This window comes from Streptomyces sp. NBC_00459, from assembly GCF_036013955.1.
Lineage (GTDB): Bacteria > Actinomycetota > Actinomycetes > Streptomycetales > Streptomycetaceae > Streptomyces.
In genome coordinates, this window is record NZ_CP107903.1 from 9,376,942 (window position 1) to 9,401,342 (window position 24,401).

The following is a 24,401-nucleotide window of genomic DNA, read 5'->3' on the forward strand; positions in this document are numbered from 1 at the left end:
CGGGAACGGGATTTCGTGCGGGCTCGCGTGGGGTTGGGGGTGCTCACGCTGAGGGACCTGAAGGTCATTTGACGGCTCCACTGGTGATTCCGGACACGATCTTTCGCTGGGCCACCAGGAAGATGGCGACCATGGGCAGGCTCATCACCACGACGTACGCGAAGACGAGATGCCAGTTGTTGAGGTACAGCTGGGCGCTGGCGACCTTGTAGAGGTTGAGCGGCAGGGTCGCCTTCTCTCCGCCGCCGAGGACGAAGAAGGCGTAGAAGATGTCGCTCCAGGCGTAGAGCATCACCATGATCGTCGCGGTGGCGATGACCGGCCTGAGCAGCGGCAGAATGATCTGCCGGAAGATCCGCAGCGGCGACGCGCCGTCCATCCGCGCGGCCTCCTCCAGCTCCACGGGGATGGCCCGGATGAAGCCGGTCATGAAGAAGATCGACGTGGACAGGTACATCCCGGTGTAGACGGCGATCATCCCGGGCCGGGTGCCCGCGAGGCCCAGCTGCCGCAGCTCCATGACGATGGTGATGACGGCGGGCGGCAGCAGCAGCCCGCTGATGCAGATCGCGTACGCCGCCGAGACCAGCTTCGACTTGCGGCGCGCGAAGACCCAGGCGGCGCCGGCCCCCAGGATCAACACCAGGGCGACCGAAGGCACCACGACGAGCAGGGAGTTGAGGAAGCCGTGCAGCATCTCGCCCTGGCTGACGGCCTCTTCGTAGTTGCCGCCCGGCTGCCAGTGCCGTGGCAGGTCGAGGTTCGGGGTGATCGCCTCGGCCTGCGGCTTGGCGGAGGTGACGGCGACCAGCCACAGCGGTACGCCGACGGCGAGCCCGGCGAGCAGCAGGACGAGCGCCGGACGGCCGTAGCGCCAGGCGGGGTTGACGGCGGATGCGCGACGTACGGCGGACGAGGGATTCGCGGCGGACACGGGATTCACAGCGGTGCTCACAGCAGTTGCTCCCTTCGGCGCAGTCCGATGACGAGGGGGATCGCGACGGCGACCACGACCAGGAAGAGGACGAGGCTCATCGCGGAGGCCTGGGCGTACAGGCCCTGTCCGAAGATCCGGAACATGTAGATGTTGAAGACCTCCGTGGAGCCCGCGGGCCCGCCGCCGGTCGTGGCCTGCACGATGTCGAAGGTGTTCATCGAGCCGATCAGTGCCGTGGTGACGTTGAAGGTGAGGGCGGGCGCCAGCATCGGCCAGCGGACCGACCAGAAGGTCCGCCACGGCCCGGCGCCGTCGCACTTCGCGGCCTCCAGCATCTCGCCGGGGATGCCCTTGAGACCGGCGAGATAGATCAGCATGGACAGGCCCATCCACTTCCAGCCGTGGATGACGGTGACCAGGACCAGCGTCCAGCTCGTCGAGCCGAGCCACGGGATGTCCGTACCGAGCAGGCCGTTGACGGCGCCGTCCTGGTTGAACAGCGACTGGAAGATGTAGCCGGTGGCGAGCGCGGAGATCAGCACGGGCAGGAAGAAGACGGCTCGGAAGAACCGGTTGAACCGGCTGTCCGCCTCCAGCAGCAGTGCCAGACCGAGCCCGAATCCGTTCTGGAAGACGGCCGCGAGCAGGGCGTAGAGCAGGGTCGTGCGGATCGCCCGCAGCAGTGAGCCGTCGTGGGCGATGGTCGTGAAGTTGTCGAGGCCGGTGAAGGCGATGTCCGGGTGGTACGAGGACCAGTTGGTGAACGGGTAGTAGAAGTTGAGCAGGTTCGGCACCAGGAAGAAGGCCGCGAAGACGACGATCGCGGGGAGGGCGAACCACCAGGGGTGATGGACGGCGGCGCGGGGCAGCCGTCCCACCTTTCCTCCCCGGCCCTTGGCGGGCGCCGGTTTCTGCGTGCGCGTGCGTATGGCCGTGTCCGCCATCGGGAGATCCTTGCCAGTCGGTCGGTCCGGAGGCCGGTACGGAGGTCGACTAGAAGCCGGGCGCGCCCTGGGCCTTGGCCACCTGCGCGAACTGGTCCTCGATCGCCTGCGCGACCTGCTGCGGGCTCTTCTTGCCGTAGAGCATGTCGGCGAGGTACAGGTGGGTGTCGGGCGCGACGATCGCCTTGGCCTGGAAGACACCGATGGCCGTGGGCAGGGCCTTGAACTGCGCCATCGACGCCTCGGGGAGGCCGGCGGGGGTCGGCACGGACGGCTCCACGGACGGGATCTTCATCGTCTTGATGTAGTCGGCGTAGTCCGGACCGAGCCAGAAGGCCAGGAACTGCCGGGAGGCGTTCTGCCGCTTCTCGTCACCGGTCTTGAAGGCGACGACGCCGTTGGTCTGGTCGGGGGAGTACAGGCCGGTGGCCGAGGAGTTGGCGACCGGGAACCAGCCGATCCTCTTGTCGATCTCGGCAGTGGAGTACTTGGCCTGCAACTGGCTCTGGAACGAGGTGACGTTGAGGACCATGCCCGACTCGCCCTTCCAGAGGGAGTCGGCCTGCCCGGTGAACGTGCCGGTCTTGTAGTTCTTCTGCGCGAGCCCGGCGTCGAGCAGCTTCTCCTTGTACTTCTTGATGGCGCCGACGACGACCGGGTCGGTCCACTTCACCTTGTTCTGGTTGAGGTCGGCCCACCACTGCTTGTCGAGGTCGGTGAGCTGGACCTGCATCTGCCACTGCAGCGGCCACTTGTCGCCGCCGGCCTCGTAGAAGCCGGCCGCGTCGGTCTTGTCGGTGACCGTCTTGCCGAGGGCCAGCAACTGGTCGTACGACTTGGGGAAGTCGGCCTCGCTCAGTCCGGCCTTCTTGAAGACGTCCTTGTTGTAGTAGACGCCGAGCATCGCGGGGCTGGTGACGATCGCCGCGTACCGCTTGCCGTCGATCACGCCGAGCGACTTCTCGGTGTCGCCCAGCTTGGACACCCACTCCTCCCCGTCGAGGGTGAGGAGGTTCTGCTTCGGCTGGATGAAGGGCAGCGTGGAGATGGACGGCTGCCAGAACATCAGGTCCGGCCTGTCGCCCGAGGCGAGTTTGGTCGGCACGTTCTGCTCGTACAGGTCGGGGATCGCCTGTGTCTCGACCTCGGCCCCGGTGGCCTTCTCGAAGGCGTCGATGACCTGCTTGGGCGCGTTGAGTGTGTTCTGCGCGGTCCACATGGTCAGCTTCACGCCGTCCAGGCGGGCGGTCGGGTCGACCTTCGTCTGCTTGGCGCCCGAGTCGGCGGACGAACCGGAGTCACCGGCTGTGGGGTCACTGCAGGCGGTGACGGACAGGGCGGCGGCGCATATGAACGCCAGCGCGGGGAGGGCTCTTCTCGTCATGACGTGCCTTTCGCGAACGGGCTCGGACGGGCGGCGGATCGTGAGGCGGTCGGGCTGAGGAGGTGCGGGGCGTAGCAAGCGGGGGCGGAGAAAATGGGGGAGGAGCGCGGGCGGAGCGGGAACGGGGTCATCCGTGTGCCGGCGGTGGCCCCGAGCTCTCCCGCACGACCAGTTCCGGTACGGAGACGGGGTGCGGGGCGATCTGCGCGGACTCCTCCAGCACGCCGTGCAGCAGGGCGAACGCGGACCGGCCGAGGCCGGTGAAGTCCAGGCGTACGGTCGTCAGCGACGGGGTGAGATAGGCGGAGTGCGGGGCGTCGTCGAACCCGGCCACGCTCACTTCGCCGGGAACCGACCGCCCCGCCTCGTGGAGGGCGCGGATCACACCGAGGGCGAGGTCGTCGTTGCCGCAGAGGATCGCGGTGACATCGGCGTCCTTCGCGAGCTTCAGGCCTGCCGCATGACCGCCCGCCGGGCCCCAACTCCCCTGTAGGGGACGAGGTTCGGGCGCTCCCGCCTCCCGGAGTGCCTGCTGCCAGCCGGTCGTTCGGGCGCTGGTGCGCCGGGTGCTGGACGGGATGGCGACGTAGTGCACGGTTTCGTGGCCGAGGGAGAGCAGATGGCGGGTCGCCTCGTAGGCGGCCTCGCGGTCGTCGGCCCAGACCCAGGGACGGTCGTCACCGGGCGGACTGGCGGGTGTCTCGACCACGCCGACGACCGGCAGGTCGGCGGGTACGGCACCCAGGGCCCGGACACCGGCCGGATCGTATGCGATCACGATCAGACCGCCGCCCGCGTCCGCCGCCCGCTGGACCTGGGCGGCGATGGCGGCCTCGTCGGGCCCGTCGGTCGATTCGAGGACGCCGACCCCGACGCTGTACGAGGCGGCGCGGGCGGCCTCCTCGATGCCCTGGAGGATCGAGGCGTAGCCGTAGTGCGTGGTGTTGGAGGTGAGCACGGTCACGGCACGGGTGCGCCCGCTGGCGAGGGCCAGCGCGGTGGAGTTGCGCCGGAACCCCAGTTCGTCGATGGCGGCGAGCACCCTGTCGCGGGTCGACGGCTTGACGCTGGGGTGGTCGTTGATCACCCGGGAGACGGTCTGGTAGGAGACTCCGGCCGCGGTGGCGACATCCCGGATGCTCACTGAGCGTCTTGTGTGACCGGTCACATTCATGCCAGGATTGTGACCGGTCACATGAGGGTCGTCAAGAGACCGTAACCATCAATTCACGCGGCAGAAGCAGACCGTCGGCCCAGACGGCATCGGGAGGGGAAGACGTTGACCGGTACGTCGGATTCGGCGGGCACGGCCCCCCGCACCACCACTGAGCAGCACTTTGTCTGGGGTCACCGCGCCCTGGAGGCCGAGTTCGCCACCGGCGCCGACGGGGTCCTGCGGCTGGTCGGGCTGACCCGCCCCGACTCCGCGTCCCCGTCGAGCTGGAGCGGCCCCACCGGGGAGTCGACACCGGAACCCGGCCCGGACGCCCCCCTCCACCTCGTGGAGCTCACCGCACTCGGTCACGGCAGTGGCTGGTCGGGCCCCCGCTTCACCGGTACGGCCTTCGGCGCCCGTCTCTGGCACGTGGGCCACTCCACCCGGGAAGCCGACGGCTGGACGTATCTGACCGTCGAACTCCACGACCCCGGCAGCGCGTTGACCGCCTTCGTCGAGCTGTCCTCGCCCGTCGGACTGCCCGTGCTGCGCTCCCGCGTCCGCCTCCGCAACGACGGAGAGCAGCCCCTTGTCGTCCAGTCGGTCAGCAGTCTGCTGCTCGGCGCCCTTCCCTCTCCCGACGGCCTCGACATCCACCGGGCCCGCAACGACTGGCTGGCGGAGTGCCGCTGGCACACCGAGCCGCTGCGCCACACCGTCAGCGACATCCATGTCGACGTCCACCAGCACGACAGCCGGGCGGCGCTGACCCTGACGGGACGCGGCAGCTGGCCCACCGACGGACACCTCGCGATGGGCGCCCTCACCGAACACGACGGCGACCGGGCCTGGTTGTGGCAGATCGAATCCCCGGCCGGCTGGCGCTGGGACCTCGGTGAGCGCGACCACGGCACGTATCTGGCGCTCAACGGACCCACGGACGCGGAGCATCAATGGCGCGTCCGCCTCGAACCCGGCGCCGAGTTCACCACCGTGCCCGGCGTCCTGGCCCTCGGCTCCGGCCTGGACGACGCCTTCGCCGCCCTGACCTCGTACCGTCGTGCCGTACGACGCCCGCACCCGGACCACACCACGCTGCCCGTCGTCTTCAACGACTACATGAACACCCTGATGGGCGACCCGACGACGGAGAAACTGCTGCCGCTGATCGACGCCGCCGCCCGGGCCGGGGCGGAGTACTTCTGCATCGACTCCGGCTGGTACGACGACAGCACCGAGGGCTGGTGGGACAGCGTCGGCGAGTGGCTGCCCTCGGCGCGCCGCTTCCCCGACGGCGGTATCCAGGCGGTCCTGCACCGGATCAGGGAGCGCGGCATGGTCCCCGGGCTGTGGCTGGAACCGGAGGTCGTCGGCGTGCGCAGCCCCGTCGCGTCCGAACTCCCGCCGGAGGCCTTCTTCCGGCGGGACGGCATACGGCTGACGGAACAGGGCCGCCACCAACTGGACCTGCGGCACCCGGCCGCCCGAGCGCACCTCGACAAGACGGTGGACCGCATAGTCGGCGACTGGGGAGTGGGCTACCTCAAGCTGGACTACAACATCGTGGTCGACCCGGGAACCTGCGCCCCCGGGGACATCGCGCCCGGAGCCGGCCTTCTCGGCCATGCCCAGGCGTACCTGGACTGGCTCTCCGAGGTACTGGACCGGCACCCGGGCCTGGTGATCGAGAACTGCGCCTCGGGCGGGATGCGGATGGACGGAGCCACGCTGGCCGTCACCCAGCTCCAGTCCACCAGCGACCAGCAGGACCCCCTGCTCTGCCCGCCGATCGCCGCCGCCGCACCGACGGCGGTCCCGCCCGAACAGGGCGCCGTCTGGGCCTACCCGCAGCCGGGCTTCGACGACGACCTGATCACGTTCACCCTGGGCGGGGCGCTGCTCGGCCGGATCCACCTCTCCGGCCATCTGGACCGCATGTCGGAACATCAGCTCGCCCTCGTGGGGGACGCGGTGGCCGTGTACAAGACACTCCGCGCCGATCTCACGGAGGCGGTGCCGTTCTGGCCGCTCGGTCTGCCGGGATGGACGGACGAGTGGACGGCCCTGGGCATGCGGGTACCGGACGGCGGTACGTCCTACCTCTCGGTGTGGCGCCGAGGCGGCGAGCCGGAGCTCCGCCTGCCGGTCGCGCACCTGGCCGGGCAGGAGGTCCGGGCGGAGATCCTGCACCCGACCGCTCCGGCCACAGGCTCGGCGGTCTGGGACGCGGACGGGCACGCACTGCGGGTGTCACTGCCGCACACGCCCGCTGTCCTGCTGATCCGGCTCACCTCGGAGGAAGACCACTGAGGTGACCGGCGGGCGGGTGAGGCACTGCTCCCGGAACGGCGGGAACAGGATTCCCGCCGGGCGCATCCGAAAGGGACCCGCGCCCGGAAGTGATCACCAGGGGTACCTGCCCGGTTCGCCGAGCAGCCCCTCCGCCCCGGACCCGGGCGGATCACCTGCCGGTTCCTCCTGCTCCCCGGAGTGCGCGCCATGAACGTCTCGGTCGTCCTGTTCACCTCCGACCTGCGTCTGCACGACCATCCGCCGCTGCGGGCAGGCCTGGACGGCGGCCGCGGGGTCGTCCCGCTGTTCGTGCGTGACCCCGCGGTGGACGGCGCAGGGTTCGCCGTACCCAACCGGCTGGCCTTCCTCGCCGACTGCCTGAGCGACCTCGACGCCGGTCTGCGCGAGCGGGGCGGACGGCTGGTCGTGCGCCACGGCGACCTCGTCGGCGAGGTGTGCCGGGTCGCCGCCGAGGCGGGCGCCGACGAGGTGCACATGGCGGCCGACGTCAGCGGCCACGCGCGCCGACGGGAGGACCGGCTGCGCCGCGCCCTGGAGGCGGACGGCGTACGGCTGCACGTCCACGACACCGTGACCACCGCCGTCGCCCCGGGTGCCGTGGTCCCGGCCGCCTCGGACCACTTCGCCGTCTTCACGCCGTACTTCGGGCACTGGTCGCGGCAGCAGCTGCGGGAGCCGCTCGGGGCGCCACGGGCAGTGCGGGTCCCGGACGGGGTCGGATCCGATCCCCTGCCGTCCCGGAGCGGTCTGCCGGGCCTCTCGGAGGGGCTCGCCGCCGGCGGCGAGACCGAGGGCCGCGCACGGCTCACCACGTGGCTGCGCGGCGGGGTGGCGACGTACGAGGAGGGTCACGACGACCTGGCGGGCGACGCCACCTCCCGGCTCTCCCCGCATCTGCACTTCGGCACCCTCTCCTGCGTCGAACTCGTCCACCGCGCCCGCCGCGCCGGCGGACCCGGCGCCGACGCCTTCGTACGGCAGCTCGCCTGGCGCGACTTCCACCGTCAGGTGCTCGCGGCCCGCCCGGACGCGGCCGTCGCCGACTACCGCACCCGGAACGACCGCTGGCGATCGGAGACAGAAGCCCGGGAGGACGTCGAGGCGTGGAAGGAGGGCCGCACCGGCTACCCCATCGTCGACGCGGCGATGCGCCAGTTGCGGTACGAGGGCTGGATGCACAACCGGGGGCGCCTGCTGACCGCGAGCTTCCTCGCCAAGACGCTGTACGTGGACTGGCGGGTCGGCGCCCGCTACTTCCTCGACCTGCTGGTGGACGGCGACGTCGCCAACAACCAGCTCAACTGGCAGTGGATGGCCGGCACCGGGACCGACTCACGGCCCAACCGGGTCCTCAACCCTGTCACCCAGGCCAAGCGGTACGACCCCGACGGCTCGTACGTGCACCGCTGGGTGCCCGAACTGCGGTCGCTGTCAGGGGCGGCGGTGCACGAGCCGTGGAAACTGCGCGGCCTGGACCGCGCCGCCGTGGACTACCCGGATCCGATCGTCGGCCTGTCGGACGGTCTCGACCGCTTCAAGCGGGCCCGCGGTCTCGACTGAGCCGCCACCGGGCCACCGCCGGCGGAACTCACCGCCCCTCCGTGTACAGGGCCTCCAGGGTGTCCAGGGCGTCCTTCAGGGACGTGGGCCAGGGCATCCCCGGGTCCGATCGGCCGAGCCAGCCGGGGCCGCACGGCACCACCAGCGGGCCGCGCCGGGCGCCCTTCACACCCCACCGGGCGCCGGCGACACGCCGGGCCAGCGGCAGACTCGCCGTGGAGCGGGCCTGCGCCCACAGGACGACGGCCACCGGGCCGAGCCGGTCCACCGCCGCGATCAGTGCCTCCGCGGGGACCGCCGACCCGAACATCCGGGTGGGCAGGCCCAGTTCGCTCAGCCCGCAGTGGAGCGACTCCAGCGCCAGGGTGTGCTGCTCGCCCGGCATGCAGGCCAGAACCACCGGTCCCAGTGCCGAGGCGCCGCCGGATCCGGCGGCCGGGCGGGCGAAGCGGCGCAGCGTGGTCGAGACATGCCAGGACAGGAGGTGCTCCACCTCGACGTACCGGTCCCCGGACGAGGCCCATCTGCGGCCCACGGCATGCAGCGTCGGCACCATCACCTCCTGCCAGGCGACCACCAGACCGTGGGTGTCGACCGCCGTGGCCAGCTGCTGCTCCACAGCGGGCGCGTCGAGTCGTACGGCGGCGCGGGCGAGCCCCCTGCACTCCCGGCGGACGTCGCCGAGCGGAAGCGGGCCCGCCGCGCGGGAGCCGGCTCCGATTGCCGGTTCCGGCGCGGCGGCGGGCGCCCGGCCCTCGCCCGGGGCCCCGGCGGCCGTCGCCCGCGCGGCGCGGGCCGCCTCCGCGGGCGGCACACCGGCGGACGTCAGCCGGCACATCGCCTCCAGTACGGCTATGTCGTGCGGAGCCCATCGGCGGTGCCGGCCGTCGGGGCGGATCGCGGGCCCGATGCCGTAGCGGTGGTCCCAGGAGCGCAGCGTGGTGGGTGACACCCCCAGCCGACGGGCCAGCGCGCCGGTGGTGAGACCTGCCGCGACGCCCTGGGGCTCCGCCTCCGAGCGGGCCGCCGCGCTGTCACCCGTAGTGCCGTCCACGGGCCGACTCTACGGCTTGAGCCTCGCCGTACGACGCAGAATCGATGCGAGTTGATGCTCTGCGCCCGGACTCGGACGATGACAGAACCGTCGTACGCCGGATCGCGACGCCGGATCCGTTCCGTGCAAGGAGTCTCCTCATGAACATGCCCGAGTGTGCCGCTCCGGCTGCCGTGCCTGCCGCGTCATGGGACGAGGCGGAGCTGGTCCGGGGCCTTCTCGCGGGTGACGAAGCATGCCTGGCGGCCGTGTACCGGCGCTGGTCGGCGCTGGTGCACACCCTGGCCTGGCGCTCCCTGGGAGATGTGAAGGAGGCCGAGGACGTCACCCAGCAGGTCTTCCTCGGTGTGTGGTGCGGTCGGCGGGGCTACCGGCCGGAACGCGGTCCGCTCGTCGGGTGGATCGTGGGCATCGCCCGGCACCGGATCGCCGACGCGCTGGCCGCGCGCACCCGCCGCTGCCGAGCGGTCGCTGCCGCGGACTCCTGGCCGACCCTCGCCGATCCCGCGGACGACCGGTTCGAGGGGGCCCTGGACCGGGTGGTGGTGCGCGCCGAATTCGCCAAGCTGGCCTCGGCACAGCAGCGGGTGCTGCGACTCGCCTTCTACGAGGACCTGAGCCAGAGTCAGATCGCCGAGCGCACGGGCTGGCCGCTGGGCACCGTCAAGAGCCACGCACGGCGCGGGCTGTACCGGCTCAGGCGCGAGCTCGAAGTCGTCTTCGACCCGGAAGCGGTGTGACACTCCGGGCTGCCTGCGGCCACCGCGCTCCGCGGCGTCGTCGCTCCAGGCGACGGTTGAGAGCGGGGTGGATGCCTTCGACCACGACCTGGCGCTGTGCCCCGTCACTACCCACCGGTGTCCGGGAACAGTCGTGGCCCCTTCCCGTGTTGCCGCGAGCATGACGACGAACACGCCGAGTCCCGAGGTGCTGCGCTACACCGCCTTCTCCACCTCTCCCGACGGCGGAAACCCCGCCGGTGTCGTACTGGACGCCACCGGCCTGGACGACAGCCAGATGCTGGCCATCGCCGCCGACCTCGGATACTCGGAGTCCGCGTTCCTGACCGCGCCGCCTGAGGGTCCGGGCGGCCGGGAGGGCGGCAGGGCGTACACCATCCGCTACTTCAGCCCCAGGGCCGAGGTGCCGTTCTGCGGGCACGCGACCGTCGCGACCGCCGTCGCCCTGGCCGAGCGTCACGGTCCCGGCGAGCTGGTGTTCGCGACACGAGCCGGCACCGTGCCGGTGGTGGTGACCGAGGAGGGCGGGACGCTCCGCGCCACGCTGACCAGCGTCGAGCCGCGGATCGAGGAGATCGCCGCCGCCGACCTCACGGAAGCCCTGGCCGCGCTCGACTGGCCGGCCGCCGATCTCGACCCGGCCTTCCCACCCCGTATCGCCTTCGCCGGCGCCCGCCACCTCGTTCTCGCGGCGGCGACGCGCGCCCGCCTCGCGGATCTCGCGTACGACTTCGAGCGCCTCGACGCCCTGATGCACCGCCTGGACCTGACCACGACCCAGTTGGTGTGGCGGGAGTCGGCCACCGTCTTCCATGTCCGTGACCCGTTCCCCGTCGGCGGGGTCGTCGAGGATCCGGCGACCGGCGCGGCAGCAGCCGCGTTCGGGGCGTACGCCCGTGAACTCGGCCTGGTCCCCGAGGACACCGTCCTCACCCTGCACCAGGGCGAGGACCTGGGCCGCCCCGGCGAACTCACGGTGACCCTGCGCGCGGATGACCCGCGCGTCCGGGTCGGCGGCGCGGGAACACGCATCGGCTGAAGTGCCGGCCATGACGGTGGTGCGGACCTGGGGAGAGGAGGCTTCAACCCACCGTCAACGGCCCAACGGCGGCCGTCCGTACGACAGTTGATCGCGGGTCTCCGTGAACTGCCGCAGCTGATGGTGGGTACCGTTCGAACGGTGTCGGTGGCGGCGTCTAGGCTCCCGTCCATGAGTGAGGCAGACAGAGGCACCGGGCGACGGATCGTCGACGGGCGCTTCGAGTTGGAGGCCCGTCTCGGCGGAGGCGGGATGGGGACCGTCTGGCGGGCCAGGGACGTGGTGCTCCACAGGCTGGTGGCGGTCAAGGAGGTCCGCCCGCCCGACCGGGACCTCGCCGAGTACGACCCCGAGGGCGCGCGCATGCTGCGCGAGCGGGTGCTGCGCGAGGCCCGGGCCCTGGCCCGGATCGACCATCCGAACGTCGTCACCATCCACCACATCGTCGACGGCGGTGAGGGCACCTACCCGTGGATCGTGATGGAACTGGTCAGCGGCGGCTCGCTGGCCGACCGGCTGGCCCGGGCGCCGATGACGCCGGCCGAGGCGGCGCGGACCGGCCGGGGAGTGCTGGCCGCGCTCACCGCCGCGCATGACGCCGGTATCCAGCACCGGGACGTCAAGCCCGCCAACGTACTCCTGCGGCCCGACGGGCGCCCGGTGCTCACCGACTTCGGCATCGCCGCGATCCGTGAGGCGACCAGCCTCACCGCCACGGGCTCCATCATCGGCACGGCCGACTTCATGGCACCCGAGCGCATCTCGGGGCACGAGGGCGGAGCCGCCTCCGACCTGTGGTCGCTGGCGATGATGCTGTACACAGCGGTCGACGGCCACCACCCGCTGCGCCGCGGCACCACCCTGGCCACCCTCGCCGCGGTCCTCCACGAGGAGGTGCCGCCACCGGTGCGGGCCGGCGCCCTCGGTGACGTCCTGATGAGCGTCCTGGTACGGGATCCCGCGGCGCGGCCGTCCGCCGCGGTGCTGGACCGGCAGCTGGCCGCGATCGAGTCGGCTCCGGACCGGTCGACCGCGTCGAGGGACGAGCCCACCTCCTACCCGCTGGGTCCGCCGTCCGCCCCCGCGACACCTTCGGACCCGCGCACCTCTGCCGCGCCCGCAGGATTCGTCGCGACCGGCGGAATCCCTGTCGCGCCGGTCACTCCCGTCCAGGCGGGGTTCGGGCCGCCGCCGGTCCTCCCCGGGCCGGTCACGATCCAGCCGGTCACCGCACCCGCACCCGTACCAACCGCACGCCGACGCGTCCGTGGCCTGAGGGTCCTGTGGGGTGTCTCTGGATCTTCGCTCGCCGCAGTCCTGGTGTGGTGGCTGCTGCCTCTCGGGGGCGACTCGGGTGACGCGAACACGAACGCGGGCGCGGGCGCCTCGACGTCCACGCCGAGCCCGCGGACGGATGTGTCGCCCACCGCGAACACGGACACGGCCGCCCCGGCAGCCCAGGAGTCCGAGGAGACCCGGACCGGCACACTGCTCACCCCGGCAGGCATCCGCATGGTCATCAAGGAGCTGGAGAAGGAGACCGGCCGGGACAGGTTCGGCGACTTCACCGTGTACGAGGAGTACGCCATCGCCCAGATGATGGTCAACGGCAGCAACACCAAGTACGACTCCTACACCTACCGCCCGGGCAACGGTGTCGAGAAAAGCATCATCAAGGGTTCGATCTTCAGCGGCAACCAGCCGATCACTCTCGACGGCTTCAACTGGGACAGCGTTCCCGCGCTTCTGAAGGAGGCGGACAAGAAGCTGAACGTGGCCGATCCGGAAAACCGCTACCTGGTGGTGAAGCCGCCCAACGACATCCTCGACACGCCGGCCGGAATGGCTGTGTACCTGTCCGACAGCTACGGGTCCGGCTACCTGGCGGCGGACACAAAGGGCAGGGTGACCAGGGTGTATCCCGCCGAGGACTGACCGCCGGCGCGGCGTCGGGCCGGCGAGGCGGAACACCGGCCGCGCCGGCCGAGGAGCGCCGTCATAGGAGGCTGCCGCTGCCGTACGGTGCGTACAGATCCAGCAGGCGGGTACGGGCGGCGCGCAGCCGGTGGGCGAGGATGCTTCCCACCCAGTCGGAGACGGAGCGGCCCAGCGCGGGGTCGTCCCGGCACATCGAGCGGACCGCCGTGGCGTCGAACTCGTACGCGCGCACGGGCGTGGTCGTGGTCGCGCCCAGCTGCCAGGCGTGCGGCGGGAACAGCCAGGACCAGCCGACGAGTTCGTCGTGGCCGAGGCGCTCGATGACGGCGGCCCGACGGCCGGGCACATGCATGTCGAGGTCGACGGTCCCGGTGCGGATGATCCAGAACCGGTCGGCGCGTCCGCCCTCCTCGAAGAGCCGGGCTCCCTGCGGGAACGACACCTCACGGGCGACGTGCATCAGCCGGTGCCGGTGCTCGGCGGGCAGCGCCCGCAGCATGCTGGGGGTGGGAGGGGAGTTCATGACGGGACCTCCGGGGCGTTCTGACGAGCCTGCCGCTCTCAGTCTCGTCCGGAGTGCCGGTTCGGGCCATGGGCCGGTCGGCCCTCGCCACCGGGCCACACGGCCACACGGACCCTCGGTGAAGCCGAGCGCCCCCCACGGGTGCCGGTGGCGCGTGTCGCCCTGTAGGGAGCCGATGGACCGGCCGGGACCTCGACCCGCGCCCGGCCGTCCGCCGGGGGCGTCGTCCCGGGCCGTGAGACACACGCCCGCCCGCCCGCACGTCCATGCGCCGAGGGTGCCGACGCGGATCACGACGACGTGCGGTCGGGGGATGCGCGGCCTACTGAGCCCGTTCCCACTCGCGGTACGCGGTCACGGCCGTCGGCAGGGTGGGGAAGATGAGGCCGGTGCCGACGGACTCCGTCAGGCCGTACGCGTCCAGATCGTCGCGGAGGTCCTGTTTGACGCGGGCGAGGGCGAAGACGATGCCCCGGCGGGTCAGTTCGCCACGCAGCGCGTCGACGGCGTCCAGGGCGGTGATGTCGACCTCCACATTGGCCTCGGCGTTGAGGACGAACCAGTGGACCGGGCCTTCCTGTTCGTCCACGGCGGCCAGGGCCCGTCGGTGGAAGTTCTCCGCGTTGGCGAAGAAGAGGGGCGAGTCGTAGCGGTAGACCACCAGCCCCGGGATCGTGCGGGCCTGCGGATAATCGTCGACGTCGTGCATACCGGCCACCCCGGGCACCACACCCTCGACCGCGTCGTGCGGCCGCGCGACCCGGGTCAGCAGCTCGGCCACCGACAGACCGACGGCGACCAGCACCCCGTACAGGATGTCCAGAGCGAGCACTCCGGCCAGGCAGCCGAGTGCCAGCAGGAGCTCACGACGCCGGAAGGACGCCAGTCGTCGGAAGCCCGCCAGGTCGATCATGCGCAGGGCGGCGTAGACGACGAGCGCGCCCAGCACGACCGAGGGTGTCCTGGTCAGCAGGGGACTCAGGAAGAGCAGGACGGCGAGGACGACGACGGCGGCTACCAGGGAGTACGCCTGGGAGCGGGCGCCCGCCGAGGACGCGAGCGCGGTGCGGCTGGCGCTGCTGCTGACCGGGAACCCCTGCACCGCCCCGGCACCGAGGTTGGCCGCGCCCAGGGCGAGCAGTTCCTGGTTGGCGTCGAGCCCCGGGCCGTCGTCGTCGGCGGCGGTGCGGCCGGTGAAGGCCCGCGCGGTGAGGATGAAGTCGGTGTAACCGACGAGGAGGACCCCCAGGGCGGGCAGCACCAGATGCGGCAGCTCGGCCAGGTCCGGGGCGGCCAGGCCGGGCAGACCCGCGGGCACATCGCCGATCACCTTGATGCCGTGACGGTCGTCGAGGCCGAACACGGCCACGGCCGTCGTGGCGAGGACAACGGCCAGCAGGGGGCCGGGGACGGCGGGGAAGAAGCGGGCCACGGCGAGGACGAAGGCGAGCAGGATCACGGCGAACAGCAGGGTGGCCCCATGGATCTGCGACACATGGCCCACGAACGACCACAGTTGGGGGAAGAAGGCGGAGCCCGTGGTGCTGACGCCGGTGAGCTTCGGCAACTGGTCCACGATCATGATCAGTGCCACGCCCGCCAGATAGCCGACCAGGACGGGCCGGGAGAGCAGGTCCGCGACGAAGCCCAGCCGCACCGCCCAGGCCACGACGCACAGCAGCCCGACCGTGACCGCCAGCGTGGCGGCCAGAGTCGCGTAGCGGCCCGGGTCTCCCGCGGCCAGCGGGCCGACCACGGTCGCCGTCATCAGCGCGGTCGTCGACTCGGGCCCGACCGACAGCAGACGCGAGGAACCGAACAGCGCGTACAGGGCGAGCGCGGGCAGGATCGCCCACAGACCGGCGACCGGCGGCAGACCGGCCACCCCCGCGTACGCCATCACCTGCGGCACCAGATACGCGGCCACCGTCACCCCGGCCAGCACATCACCGCGCAGCCAGGCGCGCCGGTAGCCGAGGAGCGCGTGGAGCCCCGGCGCCAGTCGGTGCCACACGGGAACGGGTCTGCCCGAGCTTTGGGACATGGGCCTCCTTCTGCCGAATGACCTCATGATCCACGGACGAGCGGGAGACCGCGAGGACCGGGTCGGCCTGAACTGCCCTCGGACATGCGCCCCGCAGCCCAACAGGCCCCCGGAACTGGGTCGTTCAGCCGACGCCCCCAACTCCCCTTGCCCGCGCGCCCGCAGGGTGCTCAACCGGCGTGGACGGACTCAGAGACCGGCCGCGTGATCGGGGACGTAGGTCTGCAGATCACGTGGCGGACGCACGTACCCGGTCGACGGCGGCCGGTGCGGCAGCTTCAGCACCGGTGGCGGTACCTCGTGGTACGGGAGCGTGCTCAACAGATGGGCGATCATGTTCAGCCGCGCCCGGCGCTTGTCGTCGCTCTCCACGACGTACCAAGGCGCCTCGGGGATGTCGGTGTGGACCAGCATCTCGTCCTTGGCCCGGGAGTACGCCTCCCAGCGGGTGATCGACTCCAGGTCCATCGGCGAGAGCTTCCAGCGCCGGGTCGGGTCGTCGAGGCGCTGGCGGAACCGCTCCTGCTGCACGCTGTCGCTCACCGAGAACCAGTACTTGCGCAGCACAATGCCCGCCTCGGCCAGCATCCGCTCGAAGATCGGGCACTGCCGGAGGAAGAGCTGGTACTCCTCCTTCGTGCAGAAGCCCATCACATGCTCGACGCCTGCCCGGTTGTACCAACTGCGGTCGAACAGCACGATCTCCCCGGCCGCCGGCAACTGCTCGACGTACCGCTGGAAGTACCACTGGGTGCGCTCACGCTCGGTCGGCTTCGGCAGCGCCGCGATGCGGGCCACCCGCGGATTGAGGTGCTCCGCGACCCGCTTGATGGTGCCGCCCTTGCCCGCCGCGTCCCGTCCCTCGAACACGACCACCAGCCGGGCGCCCTCCGCCCGTACCCACTCCTGGAGCTTCACCAGCTCCGTCTGCAGGCGCAGCAGCTCCGGCTCGTACACCTTGCGCGGCAGCGTCGTCGTCTTCTTGCCGGCCATGCAGCCTCCGTCGTCCGAGACCCACGTCGACCACTCGGGGAGTCACGATGCCCGGGCGAACACCAGGACAGCAGCACCGTACTGACCGACGACGAACAGCGCACCCCGCGCACCCACCGCCGGGCGGGCGACGGCGACCGCTCCCGCCGAGGGTGCCGAGGTCAACGGCGGTGCAATGCGGTGATGACGGTGGCTCGGGGGTGTGCACGAAGGCCTGGCCCGAGCCGAATGCGAGCAGCGCGAGCGTGATCGAGGCGGCTGCGACGCGGGTGCGTAATCGTCTGGATCTCACGGAGCCCCCGTGATCGGAATGCACGGGCATGTGCACGACGACCGGCCATGACCATCCCGGACGCACGTTCAGATAGTGGCGAGCTGCGCACCGCTTGGATGATCGAGTTCCTGCCAAGAGATTCCCCCGGAGCCGCCAAGAAAGGTTCAACGTTTGATCATGAATCAGCAACTCGAACTGAGGGGCATTCAGCCGGACATACGTTCCCTTCCGTGAACTCTGACCCAGCACCCCACACTGCCGTCCTCCCGCAGCGGACTGCATCCGTCGCCCCGGTCTCCGGCGTGACACCCCCCGCCCGGCGCTCACTTCTGCGCGCCGCGCTCACCGGGACCGCCGTCGTCGGCGCCGGCCTGGTCATCGGCGCCGAACCCGCGGTTGCCGCACCCCCCACCGCCGCTCCGCGAAAGCGGCCCGGCACCGCCGAGGAGGCTCTGCGGGAGCTGTCCGCGGGCAACCGCCGCTGGCGCACCTTCCGCCAGCAGCATCCTGACGAGTCTCCCGCCGTCCGGCAGGCGCTGACGACCAGTCAGCACCCCTTCGCCCTGGTCCTCGGCTGCATCGACTCCCGAGTACCTCCGGAGATGGTCTTCGACCAGGGCCTCGGCGATCTGATGACCATACGCAGCGGGGGCCAGGTCCTCGACGAGGCAGTGCTCGGCAGCCTCGCGTACGGCGTGCTCGAACTGGGGATCCCCCTGCTCATGGTGCTCGGCCACCAGTCGTGCGGAGCGGTGAAGGCCACGGTCCAGGCGGACGAGTCGGGCGAGAAACTGCCCGCCCACATCCAGTACCTGGCCGACCAGATCCGCCCGGCCATCGATCACAGCAAGTCGGGCGACGCGCGTGTCGACGCGACGATCGACGCCAACATACGGCTCATACGGGCACGGCTCGCGGCGGAGCCCGACCTCGCCGCCAAGGTGAACTCCGGCGCCCTGACCATCGTCGGCGCCCGCTACGAGCTGACCACCCAGCGAGTGCACCGCATCAGCTGACCGTCGTACGCACAGGAGCCGGCCGCGGTGCACAGCCCCGCGGCCGACTGCCCAAGGCTTTGACCCGGCCTCCTCCGGCGAAGGTGACGTCCCACTCCCGCACCGCGGCGGAGCTTCCGCCGCGGTGCGGGAGTGCGTCGACGCTCCGCACATCGGGGAGCCTGCCGAGCCGCCCACCCGGTGTTCGGATAGATGTTGAGGCGTCGACGTCGGCGCCGGGCCGACCGGGGCGAAGGGCTGTGATGAGGATGACCGAGGTACGGACACTGCTCACCGGCAGGGGTCTGGTGGAGTCTCCGCGCTGGCACGGCGACCGCCTGTACTTCTCCGACTGGTCCGCCGGCGAGGTCATCTCCGTCGACCTCGCCGGCCGCAGCGAGGTGATCGCCCAGGTGGCGTCGTTGCCGCTGTGCACCGCCTGGCTCCCGGACGGCCGCCTGGTGATCGTCTCGTCCCCCGACGGGCTGCTGCTGCGCCGAGAGCCGGACGGCACCCTGGTCACTCACGCGGACCTCCGGCAGCCGGGCTGGAACGACATCGTGGTCGACGGTCGCGGCAACGCATACGTCAACCGCGCCGGCTTCGACCCGATGGCGGGCGAGGCGGTCAAGCCCGGTTTCATCCACCTGGTCACACCCGACGGCTCCGTGCGCCAGGTGGCCGACGACATCGCGTTTCCCAACGGCATGGCGGTCACCCCGGACAACTCCACGCTGATCGTCGCGGATTCCTACCGCCACCACCTGGTGGCCTTCGGCATCGACGCGGACGGTGCGCTGTCCGACCGGCGCGTCTGGGCCGACCTCGGGCAGGGCACCCCGGACGGCATCTGCGTCGACGCGCAGAACGCCGTCTGGTACGCCGATGTCCCGAACCGGCGGTGCGTGCGAGTCGGCGAGGGCGGCACGGTCCTGCAGACCGTGCCGCTGGACCGCGGCGGTTTCGCCTGTGCGCTGGGCGGTCCCGACGGGACGACCTTGTTCATCGTGGCCGCGCAGTGGCAGGGCATGACCGAGCCCGAGCCGGTGGCGGTCGGCACAGGTCAGGTGCTCACCGTCCAGGTCATGGTGCCGGGAGCGGGCTGGCCGTGACCCACGGACGATGCCCGGCCGGATCCACCTCCGTGCAGGTGATCAGCTGATGCACAGCAGTCCGAGCAGGCAGACCTCCGGGGACGACGAGGAGGCCGAGGGCGTCGAGGAGGACTCGGACGGCGAGGGACTCGCCGACGACGTGTCCTCGCCCGATGTGCCGGTGCTGTCGGTGTCCGTGGCTGTGGGCGTGGGTGAGGCCGTGGTCCCGGTGGTGGTGTCCGTGGCTTCGGACATGGTGGAGACCGCCTGTGAATCGGCCGAGGCCGTCACCGCCGTCAGGGGAACCGGGACGCTCTTGGGGCGGATCACCTGTGTCGCCGGCGTGGCCCGCGGCGCGGCGGCGGCCTGTTTGCGCGGTTCGTTGGCCGTGGAGGCCCGGGCGCCGGACGAGGTGCGCTCGGCCCGGTGCGGGGCGATCGGCGTCGACGAGTCCGGGGTGGAGTCGGTGACCTGATCCTCCGCGGTCCCCATGGGCTCTCTGTCCGGCACGGAGGCCGCCTGTGTTCGGTCCGGGGCCTGGCGGTTCAGCGAGGAGACGGTCATGCCTCCGCCGACCAGGGCGACCGCCGTGGCGACCAGGGCTCTGCGCTGCGTCTTCTTCCAGCGTTCCCGTTGACGACGCCGTGCCGCCCGGCCCTGAGGCGCGGGGGCGGGAGCGTCCGCGCTGTCGTAACTCTCGTACGGGAGGTCCTGCGGTGACTGGGGGCTCTCCGCGGCGCCGTCGTCCGCGTCGTTCCACAGATGGACAGGGGCTTGCCGCGTCGCCGCATCCGTCACGGCGGCCGGTGCGGGCGTTCCGTCGGCGAGGGGAGCGATGTCCGGTGCGTAAGCGCCGCACCCGGGGCACACGAGAGCGCCGTTGAGGTGCCGACAGCATGTGGAGCAGTAGTCCATCTACGGTCTTCCTGTGTTCACTCTCGCACGGGTGAGCGAGCCGGCAGCAAACGTAGCGAGGCTTTCGAGAGTGTGTGTGCAGCCTGTGTGACACTCCTGCGCAGATGCGTCCGGGCTGCGACCCCTGTACGGCACATCCGCGTGCCCTTTCTGCTGGTTGCTCGGCTTTTGCCGGGGCACCTGTGTCGATCACGCACACCGGGTACTCCCACTCCGCCCCGGAGCGCCTGGGGGATGGCGCTGAGGTGTCCGGTCCCTTTGGGAGATCCAGCGGCGCCTGTTCGGACAGCGCTGTGCACCAGCGTCGCCTACGTCACGCCCGTTGGCGTGTGAGCTCTGCCCGAACGGAGGCAATCATTCGAGAAGTCCGGCTGGGCCGGGAACACCTGAGCTGCCGTGCCGGTGGATGTCCGTCGGCGTTCCGAGCGGCCTCGCGGGCCTCCAGCACCTCGACAGCAACACCCTGAACAGGGACTTCGTGCCGTCGTCCCCGCCCGGCGGCTGTTCTGCCATGACCCGGAAGGCTTTGCTCGCGGCGGTCGCAAGGGAGACCCGAGGTCTCCTCACCGGCTCGGGACACGAGCCGTTCGGCCTCTGTGGAGACCGCAGGCCCTCTGGCGCCCGTACCCTTTCTATGTCTACGGCGTCACATAGCGGGCGCCAAACCACTGGAGGCAACACCCCGTGCTGATTGCTCAGCGTCCATCCCTGACCGAAGAAGTCGTCGACGAGTTCCGCTCCCGGTTCGTCATCGAGCCGCTGGAGCCGGGCTTCGGCTACACCCTCGGGAACTCTCTGCGTCGTACGCTCCTCTCCTCGATCCCGGGTGCGGCGGTCACGTCCATCCGCGTCGACGGTGTCCTGCACGAGTTCACCACCGTGCCGGGCGTCAAGGAGGACGTCACCGACCTCATCCTCAACATCAAGCAGCTGGTCGTCTCCTCGGAGCAGGACGAGCCGGTCGTGATGTACCTGCGCAAGCAGGGCCCGGGCGTCGTCACCGCCGCCGACATCGCGCCGCCGGCCGGTGTCGAGGTGCACAACCCCGACCTCGTCCTCGCCACGCTCAACGGCAAGGGCAAGCTGGAGATGGAGCTGACCGTCGAGCGCGGTCGCGGCTATGTCTCCGCCGTGCAGAACAAGCAGGTCGGTCAGGAGATCGGGCGTATCCCGGTCGACTCGATCTACTCGCCGGTTCTCAAGGTCACGTACAAGGTCGAGGCCACGCGTGTCGAGCAGCGCACCGACTTCGACAAGCTGATCGTCGACATCGAGACCAAGCAGGCCATGCGTCCCCGTGACGCCATGGCTTCTGCCGGTAAGACGCTCGTCGAGCTGTTCGGGCTCGCCCGTGAGCTCAACATCGACGCCGAGGGCATCGACATGGGCCCGTCCCCGACGGACGCCGCCCTCGCCGCCGACCTCGTGCTGCCGATCGAGGAGCTCGACCTCACCGTCCGCTCGTACAACTGCCTCAAGCGCGAGGGCGTCCACTCCGTGGGCGAGCTCGTCGCCCGCTCCGAGGCCGACCTGCTGGACATCCGCAACTTCGGTGCGAAGTCCATCGACGAGGTCAAGGCGAAGCTGGCCGACATGGGCCTGGCCCTGAAGGACAGCCCGCCCGGATTCAACCCGACCGCCGCCGCCGACGCCTTCGGCGCGGACAACGACGCGGACGGCGGTTTCGTGGAGACCGAGCAGTACTGAACACCGCCCCACCAGGCCCGTCACTCCGGTTCCGGTCTCGAACCGGGGGGACGGGTCGGCGCGGATCCTTCATGAGGGCTTCCCCGGACAGAGCGGGGTAGTGCCCGACCGAAGGGACGGGGGCCCTGGTCGTCGCTGGACGCGATCGTCGTCACAGATCGATGACCAGGCGCCCCCCGTACGCGCGGGACACATTGATGAGCATGATGTCGTCGGCGGCCTGCGCCGGCCGACTCCGGGATCGGCATAGGGGCCGGCCGCGTCCCGGTCCTCCCGAGCCGGTGCCGCACGGCAGCCTGCCGGAGTTCTCTCCCCCCAGCGTGGTGGCCGGCGTTCTCGCCCGGGCTGCCCGAGCCGTTCCAGGTGCCGCCGGCTCCGTGCCGGTTTCCGGACCGCAGCTTGCTGTCGGTCTCCGTGCGCGTCGACGATCCGATGGCCCGGCCGTGCACGTCGATGGCCGGCCGGAGAGAACCGACCACGAGTCGGCCGCCCGGCAGACGCACGTGAAACAGAACGCATCCCCCGTCGCATCAATACGTATGGGGGAGCGGTTCCCCCGGAACGGGGAAGATCACAGTGACGGTCAAGCGCAGGATCGCAGGGCAACTGGCGGCAGTTGGGGCGATCACGATGGTGATCAGCGGAACCGCCACGGCCGAGCCGGCCGCCGGCGGGGTGTGGACGGAGACGTCGACGGGGCAGGTCTCGGTGATGACCTTGGCCCAGCCGAGCTCGTCGAAGACGTGGGCCGGCGGCGCCGAGGTCGTGGAGAATCCCGAGAACGGTTCCATCCGGTTCACACCCACCATGTACGAGCGTGACCTCGCCCGAGGCGGGGCGTGGAAGAAGACGACGCTTCGGGGCGCCGACACATGGGACAGCAGAATCAACGACATCGCCACCGCGGCAGACGGCTCGGCGTTCTTCGTCGGTGACCAGGAATCGGACGGCGGGGGCGCTCTCATCGGGCGCTATGTGGCGGGCGCCTGGCAACTGACCGCCGACTCGGGTCTGCCTGCGGGGACGGTCAACGCCAGCTTGCTGTCGGTGAGTTCGGTCTCCGGCCGCGAAGCCTGGGCGGTGGGCCAGGGCTACACGGAGGACACCTTCACCCAGGTTCCGGTCGTCCAGCACTGGGACGGCCGACGGTGGCGGCCCGTGCGGATCCCGGGGTCGACGAACTGGCTCCCGACCCAGGTCGAGGAGTTGGCACCGAACGACGTCTGGATAGTCGGCATGGACTTCGACACCAGCCAGTCCGTCGCCATGCACTGGGACGGACGCCGGTGGACACGGACGCCCACCCCGGCGTTCCCCGACTCGGCGATCCTCTTCGACGTCGCCGCCCGCACACCGACGGACGTCTGGGCCGTGGGATGGTCCCGTGACACCGACAAGCAGCGCCCGGCAGGGCTGGCCCTGCACTGGGACGGCACCTCGTGGACCCAGGTGCCCCTGCCCGCAGGCACCTTCTCGCTGCAGGCGGTGACCCTGCGGCCGAACGGCGGAATCGCCGTCGTGGGCGGCAACGACGACGCGGCTGTCGGCATGAGCTGGACGCCCACCGAGGGCTGGCGGTCGCTCGGCCTGCCCGAGAGCGATCCGGAGTTCCCCCTCGGTGTCAGCTCCGTGGTGTCCTCCGGCACGCATCTGACCGTCGGCGGCTGGCACTACCGGTCCAGCGGCAGTGGCGACTCCTTCAAGAGCGGCGCCATCTTCACCAAGTAGAGCGGTCCCGACCACCTCGGAGGTGTGCGGGGACGACCCGTCCCGCTCGCGCGGAACGCCTGCCGGCTCCGGGGTGCACCATGCACGGACAGGATGCTGTCCACGTCGCGGTACTCACCGGAACGCAGGGGACCGCCGCGCTCCGGCGCAGCGTCCGGATGCCGCGTAGCTCGACGGCCGGACGCACACCGACTGCGGCAGGCCGACGGGCTCCCGCCAGCGCGCCGGGCCCCGTCGGCAGGCCGAGGTCGGTGGCCTTCCGGCGGGGATGATGCCTGTGCGTCAGCTCCCGGTCCCGTCACGGCGGCAGTGCAGGAAGATGTGGGGCTCGGCACCGGCGGCGGGGTGGTCCGGCGCGAAGACGATGCTGTGCCGGGCCAGCACCGTCAGCCCCGCCGCCTCCGCCATGCCGATGAAGTCCTCCTCGGCGAAGCTCGTGGCACGAACCGGCTGGCCCATGAAGACCACATCGAGGTCCTCCACGTCCGCGGGCACGGTGGCCAGCACCAGATGCCCGCCGGGCCGCAGGGCCAGAGTCAGGCGCCGCGTCAGAGCCGCCTGCTCGGCGCGGCTCATCTGCAACAGCGAGAAGAACACGCACACGCCGTCGAACGAGTCCGCATCGAGCGGGAGTTCCCGGACGTCGACGCAGCGGAACTCGGCCTCGGGGACCTGACGGGCGGCGAGTTCGACCATGACGGGCGAGACGTCGACCCCCAGCACGCTGTGCCCTGCCTCGATGAGCGCCGCCGCGGTGGGCCGACCCGTGCCACTGCCCACGTCCAGCGTTCGCGCGCCGGGCGGCAGCCGCTCGATCAGCCAGTCCAGCGCGGCCAGGTGCGCCGGCGCATGGGAGAACGCCTTCTCGTAGTCGGGGCCCAGAACATCGAACAGGACGGCGGCGGGCGGCCGTTGGTCCTCGTGACTCACGTCGGTGTCCCTTCATTCGCCGATGTGCATCGTCGCACCCGCCGGGCGCATGCCACAACGGCCGCCCGGTGGGCGTCCCGGCGGGCCGGACGGAGGAGAATGAGGCACGTACTCAACGGTCGACCCTTGCGGA

Annotated in this window: 20 protein-coding genes; 9 read left to right on the forward strand and 11 right to left on the reverse strand. The window is 71.0% G+C overall.

The features are described 5' to 3' along the window. Nucleotides 1-64 precede the first annotated feature (64 nt). From OHN74_RS41130 to OHN74_RS41145, 4 genes are all read right to left on the reverse strand, one after another. Nucleotides 65-934 (reverse strand): carbohydrate ABC transporter permease, encoded by an 870-nt coding sequence (locus OHN74_RS41130; RefSeq protein WP_327700447.1) that lies wholly within the window; start codon nt 932-934, stop codon nt 65-67. Between the two features lie 17 nt (nt 935-951). Further along, nucleotides 952-1,881 (reverse strand): carbohydrate ABC transporter permease, encoded by a 930-nt coding sequence (locus OHN74_RS41135; RefSeq protein WP_327699663.1) that lies wholly within the window; start codon nt 1,879-1,881, stop codon nt 952-954. 49 nt (nt 1,882-1,930) lie between these two features. Continuing rightward, entirely contained in the window at nt 1,931-3,265 is a 1,335-nt protein-coding gene (locus tag OHN74_RS41140) for an ABC transporter substrate-binding protein (protein ID WP_327699664.1), read from the reverse strand. A gap of 127 nt (nt 3,266-3,392) precedes the next feature. Beyond that, entirely contained in the window at nt 3,393-4,439 is a 1,047-nt protein-coding gene (locus tag OHN74_RS41145; protein ID WP_443060521.1) for a LacI family DNA-binding transcriptional regulator, read from the reverse strand. 105 nt (nt 4,440-4,544) lie between these two features. Here OHN74_RS41145 and OHN74_RS41150 point away from each other — a divergent pair, with 105 nt between their 5' ends. Both OHN74_RS41150 and OHN74_RS41155 read left to right on the forward strand, forming a co-directional pair. After that, nucleotides 4,545-6,731: a glycoside hydrolase family 36 protein gene (locus OHN74_RS41150; RefSeq protein WP_327699666.1), complete on the forward strand. Its 2,187-nt coding sequence runs from the start codon at nt 4,545-4,547 to the stop codon at nt 6,729-6,731. 189 nt (nt 6,732-6,920) lie between these two features. Beyond that, nucleotides 6,921-8,294 (forward strand): cryptochrome/photolyase family protein, encoded by a 1,374-nt coding sequence (locus OHN74_RS41155; protein ID WP_327699667.1) that lies wholly within the window; start codon nt 6,921-6,923, stop codon nt 8,292-8,294. A 28-nt stretch (nt 8,295-8,322) separates the two neighbouring features. Here OHN74_RS41155 and OHN74_RS41160 read toward each other — a convergent pair whose 3' ends face one another. Next, a complete protein-coding gene (locus tag OHN74_RS41160) occupies nt 8,323-9,348 on the reverse strand; it encodes a MerR family transcriptional regulator (protein ID WP_443060522.1) in 1,026 nt (341 codons plus the stop codon). 140 nt (nt 9,349-9,488) lie between these two features. Here OHN74_RS41160 and OHN74_RS41165 point away from each other — a divergent pair, with 140 nt between their 5' ends. The 3 genes from OHN74_RS41165 (at nt 9,489) to OHN74_RS41175 (ending at nt 13,062) form a co-directional block, all read left to right on the forward strand. Then, nucleotides 9,489-10,088 carry a sigma-70 family RNA polymerase sigma factor gene (locus OHN74_RS41165; RefSeq protein ID WP_327699668.1) on the forward strand — a complete coding sequence of 200 codons (600 nt, stop codon included), beginning with the start codon at nt 9,489-9,491 and terminating at the stop codon, nt 10,086-10,088. A 160-nt stretch (nt 10,089-10,248) separates the two neighbouring features. After that, nucleotides 10,249-11,127, forward strand: a complete 879-nt coding sequence (locus OHN74_RS41170; RefSeq protein ID WP_327699669.1) for a PhzF family phenazine biosynthesis protein — start codon at nt 10,249-10,251, stop codon at nt 11,125-11,127. Between the two features lie 171 nt (nt 11,128-11,298). Continuing rightward, complete coding sequence (locus OHN74_RS41175; RefSeq protein WP_327699670.1) at nt 11,299-13,062, forward strand: serine/threonine-protein kinase; 1,764 nt, start codon at nt 11,299-11,301, stop codon at nt 13,060-13,062. 61 nt (nt 13,063-13,123) lie between these two features. Here the strand turns inward: OHN74_RS41175 and OHN74_RS41180 are convergent, their stop codons facing one another. From OHN74_RS41180 to OHN74_RS41195, 4 genes are all read right to left on the reverse strand, one after another. Continuing rightward, complete coding sequence (locus OHN74_RS41180) at nt 13,124-13,588, reverse strand: cyclic nucleotide-binding domain-containing protein (RefSeq protein WP_327699671.1); 465 nt, start codon at nt 13,586-13,588, stop codon at nt 13,124-13,126. 322 nt (nt 13,589-13,910) lie between these two features. Beyond that, nucleotides 13,911-15,632 (reverse strand): SulP family inorganic anion transporter, encoded by a 1,722-nt coding sequence (locus OHN74_RS41185; RefSeq protein ID WP_327699672.1) that lies wholly within the window; start codon nt 15,630-15,632, stop codon nt 13,911-13,913. Between the two features lie 189 nt (nt 15,633-15,821). Further along, complete coding sequence (gene ppk2 / locus OHN74_RS41190; RefSeq protein ID WP_327699673.1) at nt 15,822-16,625, reverse strand: polyphosphate kinase 2; 804 nt, start codon at nt 16,623-16,625, stop codon at nt 15,822-15,824. 42 nt (nt 16,626-16,667) lie between these two features. After that, nucleotides 16,668-16,790: a hypothetical protein gene (locus OHN74_RS41195; RefSeq protein WP_327699674.1), complete on the reverse strand. Its 123-nt coding sequence runs from the start codon at nt 16,788-16,790 to the stop codon at nt 16,668-16,670. A 339-nt stretch (nt 16,791-17,129) separates the two neighbouring features. Here OHN74_RS41195 and OHN74_RS41200 point away from each other — a divergent pair, with 339 nt between their 5' ends. Then, nucleotides 17,130-17,915 (forward strand): carbonic anhydrase, encoded by a 786-nt coding sequence (locus tag OHN74_RS41200; protein WP_327699675.1) that lies wholly within the window; start codon nt 17,130-17,132, stop codon nt 17,913-17,915. 248 nt (nt 17,916-18,163) lie between these two features. Beyond that, a complete protein-coding gene (locus OHN74_RS41205) occupies nt 18,164-19,006 on the forward strand; it encodes an SMP-30/gluconolactonase/LRE family protein (protein ID WP_327699676.1) in 843 nt (280 codons plus the stop codon). Nucleotides 19,007-19,048: 42 nt separating this feature from the next. Here the strand turns inward: OHN74_RS41205 and OHN74_RS41210 are convergent, their stop codons facing one another. Further along, nucleotides 19,049-19,903 (reverse strand): SCO2400 family protein, encoded by an 855-nt coding sequence (locus OHN74_RS41210; RefSeq protein WP_327699677.1) that lies wholly within the window; start codon nt 19,901-19,903, stop codon nt 19,049-19,051. A gap of 684 nt (nt 19,904-20,587) precedes the next feature. On the opposite strand from OHN74_RS41210, the gene OHN74_RS41215 reads away from it, so the two are divergent. Beyond that, nucleotides 20,588-21,610: a DNA-directed RNA polymerase subunit alpha gene (locus OHN74_RS41215; RefSeq protein ID WP_055531818.1), complete on the forward strand. Its 1,023-nt coding sequence runs from the start codon at nt 20,588-20,590 to the stop codon at nt 21,608-21,610. 576 nt (nt 21,611-22,186) lie between these two features. Next, on the forward strand, nt 22,187-23,338 hold the full coding sequence (locus OHN74_RS41220) for a hypothetical protein (protein ID WP_327699679.1): 1,152 nt from the start codon (nt 22,187-22,189) through the stop codon (nt 23,336-23,338). 282 nt (nt 23,339-23,620) lie between these two features. Here the strand turns inward: OHN74_RS41220 and OHN74_RS41225 are convergent, their stop codons facing one another. Further along, nucleotides 23,621-24,268 (reverse strand): class I SAM-dependent methyltransferase, encoded by a 648-nt coding sequence (locus tag OHN74_RS41225; protein ID WP_327699680.1) that lies wholly within the window; start codon nt 24,266-24,268, stop codon nt 23,621-23,623. Nucleotides 24,269-24,401 lie beyond the last annotated feature (133 nt).